The sequence below is a fragment of the Herminiimonas sp. genome, assembly GCF_030645555.1.
Lineage (GTDB): Bacteria > Pseudomonadota > Gammaproteobacteria > Burkholderiales > Burkholderiaceae_D > Oxalicibacterium.
This window is the reverse complement of the sequence record NZ_JAUSME010000177.1, coordinates 1-8032: the sequence shown is the minus strand read 5'-3', so window position 1 is coordinate 8032 and position 8032 is coordinate 1. Positions and strand designations below refer to the sequence as shown.

Genomic DNA, 8032 nt, shown 5'->3' with positions numbered 1-8032 from the left:
CACAATGCGACGCAGACATCAAAGCGCTGATCGAAGAAACAGGTATCCCATTCACACCTATGTCGATGGCTAAAGGTCTGGTCTCTGATACCCATCCACAATGCGCTGCTGCTGCGCGTTCGATGGTATTGCAAGAGTCCGACGTCGTCGTGCTGATCGGCGCTCGTCTGAACTGGCTGCTGTCACATGGCAAGGGCAAAACCTGGGGCGGCGCGAAGAAATTCGTGCAGATCGACATCCAGGCTAACGAAATGGATAGCAACGTGCCTATCGCCGCACCGTTGGTTGGTGACGTCGCTTCTTGCGTCAACGCATTGCGCGCTGGCCTGAAAGGCATGACCAAGCCTACCGAATGGATGGGTGCTATCGCTGAGCGCGTTACCACCACCAAAGGCAAGCTGGCCAGCAAGTTGACGGCAGCTACTCCAGTCATGAACTACTTCAACTCGCTCGGCGCAATCCGTGACGTGTTGAAAAACTACCCAGACATCACGCTGGTTAACGAAGGTGCAAACACCCTCGACAACGCACGTATGGTGATCGACCAGTACCTGCCACGCAAACGCGTTGACACAGGCACTTGGGGCGTCATGGGTATCGGTATGGGTTCGGCTGTTGCTGCTGCTGTTGAAACCGGCAAGCCTGTCGTTGCGATTTGCGGCGATAGCGCATTTGGTTTCAGCGCAATGGAATACGAAACAATCACCCGTTACAACCTGCCTGTAACCGTCATCATCATGAACAACGGCGGTATCTACCGCGGTGACGAAGCAAATCCAGCACACCAATTCTCATGCATGTTGTTCAACCCAAACACCAAGTACGATCAATTGAGTATTGCTCTGGGCGGCGAAGGCGTACGCGCTGAAACTCCGGAACAACTGGCCAAGGCTTTGGAAGCTTCCCTGAAATCAGGCAAGCCTACCATCATCGATGCAATTATCGATCCGGCAGCAGGCGTGGAATCAGGTCGTATCGGTAACCTGAATATTGTCAGCACGATCGGCAAGAAGAAGTAATAGTTAAGTGGCGCGATCGGGCGAGTTCCAGTCGCGCCATGCACTTGACACTGTTCAGGATGCAGCACTAGACTAGTATGTTAAAAACTCCAAGTTGTATTGGAATATAGCCATGTAGAAATGGCGCGATTCCACCTGGATTCGTCCGGGTGGTTTTTCACTTCCTGAGGCACCGGCAAGTTGGCTTCAGGAGTCAAGTTAAACGATTGATAAGGAAATCTACCAATCATGAGTCAAAATTTACCATTAGCAGGCGTTAAGATTATCGATTTCACCCACGTACAAGCTGGTCCGGCATGTACACAGTTGCTGGCTTGGTTCGGCGCTGACGTGATTAAAGTTGAACGCCCAGGCTCCGGCGACGTGACACGTAACCAGTTGCGCGACATCCCAGATGCTGACGCTCTGTACTTCACCATGCTGAACAGCAACAAACGTTCCCTGACCCTGGATACCAAAACTCCAGCAGGCAAGGAAGTTCTGGAAAAGCTGATCAAAGAATCCGACGTGATGGTTGAAAACTTCGGTCCAGGCGCTTTGGATCGTATGGGCTTTTCGTGGGCACGTATCCAGGAACTGAACCCAGGCATGATCATGGCATCGGTCAAGGGTTTCAGCGATGGTCACCACTATGAAGACTTGAAAGTCTACGAAAACGTCGCGCAATGCGCTGGCGGCGCTGCGTCGACAACCGGTTTCTGGGACGGCCCACCGACTGTTTCCGCTGCTGCTCTGGGCGATTCCAACACCGGTATGCACCTGGCTATTGGTATCCTGACTGCTCTGATGGGCCGTCAAAAAACCGGCAAAGGCCAAAAAGTGGCTGTGTCCATGCAAGATGCCGTGTTGAATCTGTGCCGCGTCAAGCTGCGCGATCAGCAACGTCTGGACAAACTGGGCTTCCTGAAGGAATACCCACAATACCCACACGGTACTTTCACCGACGTCGTGCCACGTGGTGGTAACGCAGGCGGTGGCGGTCAGCCAGGTTGGGTACTGAAATGCAAGGGCTGGGAAACCGATCCTAACGCATACATCTACTTCACCGTGCAAGATCACGCTTGGCCTCCAATCTGCAAAGCGCTCGGCAAGGAAGAGTGGATCGAAGATCCGGCGTACAACACACCTGACGCACGCCAAGACAAGATTTTCGATATTTTCGCGACTATCGAAGAATGGCTCAAAGACAAAACCAAGTTCGAAGCTGTCGATTACCTGCGTAAATTCGACATCCCATGCGCACCTGTAATGTCGATGAAAGAACTGGCTAACGATCCATCGTTGCGTGCCAGCGGCACCATCGTTGAAGTCGAGCACAAAGGCCGTGGCGACAAGTACCTGACCGTTGGTAGCCCGATCAAATTCTCCGACATGAAGCCGGAAATTACTGCTTCGCCGTTGTTGGGTGAGCACACTGATGAAGTGTTGGCAGGCTTGGGTTACACCAAGGACCAGATCGCTGCACTGCACGCATCGAAATCAGTCTAAGAAATATCCGGGCTGGTTTTCAGCTTGCAAAAACGGCGCCCACGGGCGCCGTTTTTTTATGCGTCTGCGCTCTTCTAGGGGCGTATGCAGGCAGGCATGTTTTTTTGCGAACTTGATGACGAGTGATAGCCGGGTGATATAGTAGCCAATCGGCCCGGCATTGAGCATGGCGGTGGCAGGTGCCCGCGCGTTGCATTGTTGGGCAGAACTTGGAACTGGCGTTGCGCATGCCGGCTTGTCCGGGTTTTTGATTGCTTTGCGAGGCCGCTGTGTAAGGTGATGCTGGTTTTAATGTCAGCGCTAGAATTGTTGCCCCGCAGCACAGAGTCGAGCATGATGAAAAGATAAAAAGCTGTGGGTAATAAGCTAATGTCATGCAATGAAAATTGACCGTGGTCAATGATAGAAGCGCAGGCAGATCGATATGATACGGCCACTTGAACAGGTGCGTGTATAGACGCATGTTTCAGGGCTACTCTAAAAATACTGGATCTGATTTTTAGAGATGTCTTGCAAGCGAGAATGTAAGCAACAACACTGTATTACTCCGGTACCGGGCCAGGTGCAGAGAAGCGTGTTCATCGATGATCACAGGCGCGTAGCAATATCTGCGCGATTCGATGCAGAAAACACGTACATCTGCAAAGATCAACATCTGAGGTGACTCAGCTGTGTAAGCCCCGGATACCATGGCTCAAACCATGCACAATTTTTATTGGCTTAACATGGCGCGAGCGGGCATTTGTCCGCTTGCGCTTTTTTGTACAAGATAGGAGTAGTTGATGAGTAAGGCATTAAGCGGTTATCGCATACTTGATTTCACACACGTGCAATCAGGCCCGACATGTACCCAATTGCTGGCATGGTTTGGTGCAGATGTGATCAAGGTTGAACGTGCTGGCGAAGGCGATGCCACACGCGGCCAATTGCGCGACATTCCCGAGGCAGACAGTCTGTACTTTACGATGCTCAACCACAACAAGCGTTCGATCACGCTCGACACTAAAAACCCAAAAGGGAAGCAAGTGCTCGAAACCCTGATCAAGGAATGTGACGTCCTGGTAGAGAATTTTGCGCCGGGCGCGCTCGACCGTATGGGCTTTACCTGGGAACGTATCAACGAACTCAATCCAAAAATGATCGTCGCATCGGTTAAAGGTTTCGGCCCTGGCCCGTACGAACATTGCAAGGTTTATGAAAACGTCGCCCAATGCGCCGGTGGATCTGCATCGACTACCGGTTTTGACGACGGCCCACCAATGGTGACCGGTGCGCAAATCGGTGACAGCGGTACCGGCCTGCACCTGGCGCTCGGTATTCTGGCAGCGTTGTTGCAGCGCCATGCTACCGGCCGTGGACAGAAAGTCCTGGCACCTATGCAGGATGCAGTGTTGAATCTGTGCCGCGTCAAACTGCGCGATCAGCAACGTCTGGAGCGTACCGGCGTCATGAAGGAGTATCCACAATATCCGGATACCCCATTCGGCGACTCCGTGCCGCGCGCCGGCAATGCATCGGGTGGTGGTCAGCCTGGTTCCATCCTGAAATGCAAAGGCTGGGAAACAGATCCTAATGCCTACATTTACTTCATCACGCAAGGTGCAGTGTGGGATTCGATCTGCAAGGTCATCGGCAAGGAAGAGTGGCTCACGGATCCAGAGTACGCAACGCCTGCAACGCGTCTGCCACATTTGAAACACATCTTCGCAACAGTCGAAGAGTGGACCAAGACCATGACCAAGTTTGAGGCGATGGACATCCTCAACAAGTTCGACATCCCTTGCGGCCCTATCCTGTCGATGAAGGAAATCGCAGAAGAGCCATCGTTGCGTGAAACGGGTACGATCGTTGAAGTTGACCATCCAGTGCGCGGTAAATATCTGACCGTCGGTAACCCGATCAAATTGTCGGATAGTCCAACCGACGTGACGCGTTCGCCATTGCTGGGTGAGCATACTGAAGAAGTGCTTGGCCAACTCGGCTATACCGCAGAGCAAATCGCAGCCTTGCGTGCGGAGCGCGTGATCTCGTAATATAAAACAAGTCGCTTCTCAGCCCTTGTTATGGAAAGCCTCTACCTTGATGGGTGGGGGCTTTTTTATTTTGCGCTGGCAGCAGCAAAATACAGCTGTGCATAGGTAGTCACGGTACTCAATGCATGTGCTTATCCGGTTACACATGGAAATTGCGTCGAAGGCGGAAATAGGCGGACTATCTGTTTTGGGATAGGATTGCAGACGGGCATTAAATCTGCGTTTTAAATAAGAATGATTCTTTTTACCGTGAAAATGCAGGCAAAAAGCGGATTTTGTTATGGTATTTATTAATTGAATGCGCATATGTACTCTAGATCATGTAGAAAATTGATCTCGGTCAATGCTGAGGGTGGGGGCGCCTCGATAAGATACGCGCACCTGAAGAAGCCTAAGTTATGTTAAAAAAAGCATATATATAGTTTTTCTGAGGAGACGATCGATGAGCAAACGATGGAGACAGGTGCTGCCGGCTGTGTTGTTGATGGCAGGTGTTTTGCAAGTGGCCTATGCTGAGGATGGCGTAACAGATAATGCGATCCTGATAGGCCAAACCATCGGTCTGACCGGGACGGCTGCAGGTACGGTCAAGGAAATGAATGAGGGCGCGCATGCTTACATAGCGGCCGTCAACAAGCAGGGCGGCGTGAACGGCCGCAAGATTGAAATACGTACCCTGGACGATCAGTATTTGCCGGCGAAAGCGCTGGCCAATGCCAGGGTGCTGATAGAGAAGGACAAGGTCTTCGCATTGTTTCAAAGTCGTGGTACGCCGCACACGATTGCGATACTTCCGGAGCTGGCGGCAAATAAAGTGCCCTTGATTGCGCCGAGTACGGGAGCAGAAAGTTTGCATACACCGGTCAATCACTGGGTATTCAATGTGCGGGCCAAGTATCAGGATGAAGTAGTCAAGGCGATAGAGCATTTCAGTACGCTGGGATTTAAAAACATAGGTTTGCTGACCTATGAAAAGGATGATCCGCTCGGGCTGGACGGGTTGAACGGTTTCAACAAAGGCATGGCTGAATACAAATTGAAGCCGGCGTTCATTGAAATTTTCCCGCGTCTGAAACCGAATGTGAATGAAGTGGCGCTCAAGGTGGTGAACGCCAAACCGGATGCGCTGGTGATCGTCAGCTCGGGTTCTAATACGGTTGATGTGATCAAGGCGATACGCGCGCAGGGTGGCAAGATGCAAGTCATGACGCTGTCGAATAACTCGTCGCAGGAGTTCATCAAGGACCTGGGTCCGGATGCAGCAGGCGTGATCTTGTCGCAAGTAACGCCGCCGCCGAATCTGTCGTCGAGTGGTTTGGGTAAAGAGTTTCAAGTCGCAGCCAAGGCAGTGGGCGCGACGATTTCTTATGCCGCGATGGAAGGATATTTGTCGGCAAAAGTGATGGTTGAAGGTTTGCGTCGTGCCGGTCGCAATTTGACGCGCGACAGTTTCATGCGCGGCCTGGAATCGATGCAGCGTGTCGATATGGGTGGTGTGTCGGTCAGCTATAGCGACAAGGATCATACCGGCAGTAATTTTGTCGAACTGACGTTGATAGGCAGGGATGGGCGATACGTACGTTGAAATCGTCCAGTTCTGGTAGATATTGGTAGCAGGGCAGCAAGATGTTGGCAGTGTAGTGAGGGCAGAGGAAAACAAGTCTCTGCGATCCGTAATGCATAAAATGCACGTTGATAAGACCCGGATAACGGTCCGGTGTTTGTAAGTTGATTAGGAACTAACATGAACCACAAAGTCATCCCAATTGCAGTGCAGGAAGTAGTCAATACCAAAGAACGCAAACGTCAGGCGCCTAAAGGTCGTCGCGTTGATCCGGTTGCGCTGGAAGAAGTCCGCGCACTGCTGGGCGATGAATCGCGCCAGGCGGATTTGCTGATTGAACACCTGCACAAAATCCAGGACAAGTTCGGTCATCTGGCATCCAGCCATCTGGCTGCACTGGCGCAAGAAATGCGTCTGGCACAGACTGAAGTTTATGAAGTTGCGAGCTTCTATCATCACTTCGATATCGTCAAAGAAGGTGGCACTGCACCACAGGCATTGACGGTACGCGTATGCGACGGCTTGTCTTGTGAAATGGCAGGCGCGCGTGACTTGCTGGCCAAGCTGCCGAAAATTCTGGGCAAGGAAGTGCGCGTGATCGCTGCACCTTGCGTCGGTCGTTGCGAGCAGGCGCCAGTCGCTGTGGTGGGCCAAAACCCTATCATTCATGCAACCGCCGAGGCAGTACAAACGGCAGTCGGCAACAACCAGATTACGCAGCCTGTCGGCGAAGTGGTTGATTTTGCCGAATACTCGAAAGTCGGCGGTTACGAGCTGCTGAAAAAATGCATTTCCGGCGAGCGCGATGTCGAAGCAGTCATTAAGACGATGGAAGATTCCGGTCTCCGCGGTCTGGGCGGCGCAGGTTTCCCATCCGGTCGCAAATGGCGCATCGTGCGTGGCGAAAAAGGCCCGCGTCTGATGGCTGTCAATATCGATGAAGGCGAGCCAGGCACATTCAAGGATCGCGTCTATCTCGAACGCGACCCGCACCGCTTCCTCGAAGGCATGCTGATCGCTGCATGGGCAGTCGACATTCAAACGATCTATATTTACCTGCGTGATGAATACCACGGCTGCCGCGCGATGCTGGAAGCCGAGCTGGAAAAACTGAAAGCCCATCCGCCTATCGCCAACATGCCGGAAATTTTCCTGCGTCGTGGCGCTGGCGCTTACATCTGCGGCGAAGAATCCGCGATGATCGAATCGATAGAAGGCAAACGCGGCATGCCGCGCTTGCGTCCACCATATGTGGCGCAAGTCGGTTTGTTCGGCCGTCCTACGCTGGAACACAACTTTGAAACCCTGTACTGGGTACGCGACATTCTGGAAAAAGGCGGGGAGTGGTTTACTTCGCACGGACGTAACGGTCGCAAAGGTCTGCGTTCGTATTCAGTGTCGGGCCGCGTGAAAAATCCAGGCGTCAAGCTGGCACCAGCCGGCATCACGATCCAGGAATTGATAGACGAACATTGCGGCGGCATGCTGGATGGCCAGACTTTCTACGGCTATCTGCCAGGCGGCGCATCGGGCGGTATTTTGCCGGCATCGATGAACACGATTCCACTCGACTTCGACACCTTGCAACCATACGGCTGCTTCATCGGTTCGGCTGCTGTCATCGTTTTGTCGGACAAGGACACAGCAGTGCAGGCAGCACGCAACATGATGGAGTTCTTCAAGCACGAGTCATGCGGTCAGTGCACACCGTGTCGTGTAGGTACTGCCAAGGCGTCGGCCTGGATACAGAATCCGAAATGGGATATCGGTTTGCTGGAAGATCTCTCGCAAGTCATGCGCGATTCGTCGATTTGCGGTTTGGGTCAGGCTGCGCCTAACCCTATCGACTGTGTCGTCAAGTATTTCCCGCATGAGTTGGCTTAAGCACGCAGCCCCGGATTAAGGTGAAAAGATAATGAACGCAATTA

Annotated in this window: 5 protein-coding genes; all 5 read left to right on the top strand. The window is 52.5% G+C overall.

Annotated elements, in window-relative coordinates:
- Positions 1-1019: thiamine pyrophosphate-dependent enzyme (locus Q7T06_RS06945; protein WP_304782458.1), on the top strand; the 1019-nt coding region annotated here is incomplete at its 5' end.
- 228 nt (positions 1020-1247) lie between these two features.
- Entirely contained in the window at positions 1248-2507 is a 1260-nt protein-coding gene (gene frc / locus Q7T06_RS06940) for a formyl-CoA transferase (RefSeq protein ID WP_304782455.1), read from the top strand.
- Positions 2508-3289: 782 nt separating this feature from the next.
- A complete protein-coding gene (gene frc, locus Q7T06_RS06935) occupies positions 3290-4540 on the top strand; it encodes a formyl-CoA transferase (RefSeq protein ID WP_304782452.1) in 1251 nt (416 codons plus the stop codon).
- A gap of 442 nt (positions 4541-4982) precedes the next feature.
- A complete protein-coding gene (locus Q7T06_RS06930; protein ID WP_304782449.1) occupies positions 4983-6125 on the top strand; it encodes an ABC transporter substrate-binding protein in 1143 nt (380 codons plus the stop codon).
- A gap of 159 nt (positions 6126-6284) precedes the next feature.
- Positions 6285-7988 carry an NADH-ubiquinone oxidoreductase-F iron-sulfur binding region domain-containing protein gene (locus tag Q7T06_RS06925; protein WP_304782447.1) on the top strand — a complete coding sequence of 568 codons (1704 nt, stop codon included), beginning with the start codon at positions 6285-6287 and terminating at the stop codon, positions 7986-7988.
- Positions 7989-8032: the final 44 nt, after the last annotated feature.

Coding starts and splice junctions, on each gene's coding strand:
- frc (WP_304782455.1), top strand. CDS start 1,248: ATGAGTCAAAATTTACCATTAGCAGGCGTTAAGATTATCGATTTCACC.
- frc (WP_304782452.1), top strand. CDS start 3,290: ATGAGTAAGGCATTAAGCGGTTATCGCATACTTGATTTCACACACGTG.
- Q7T06_RS06930 (WP_304782449.1), top strand. CDS start 4,983: ATGAGCAAACGATGGAGACAGGTGCTGCCGGCTGTGTTGTTGATGGCA.
- Q7T06_RS06925 (WP_304782447.1), top strand. CDS start 6,285: ATGAACCACAAAGTCATCCCAATTGCAGTGCAGGAAGTAGTCAATACC.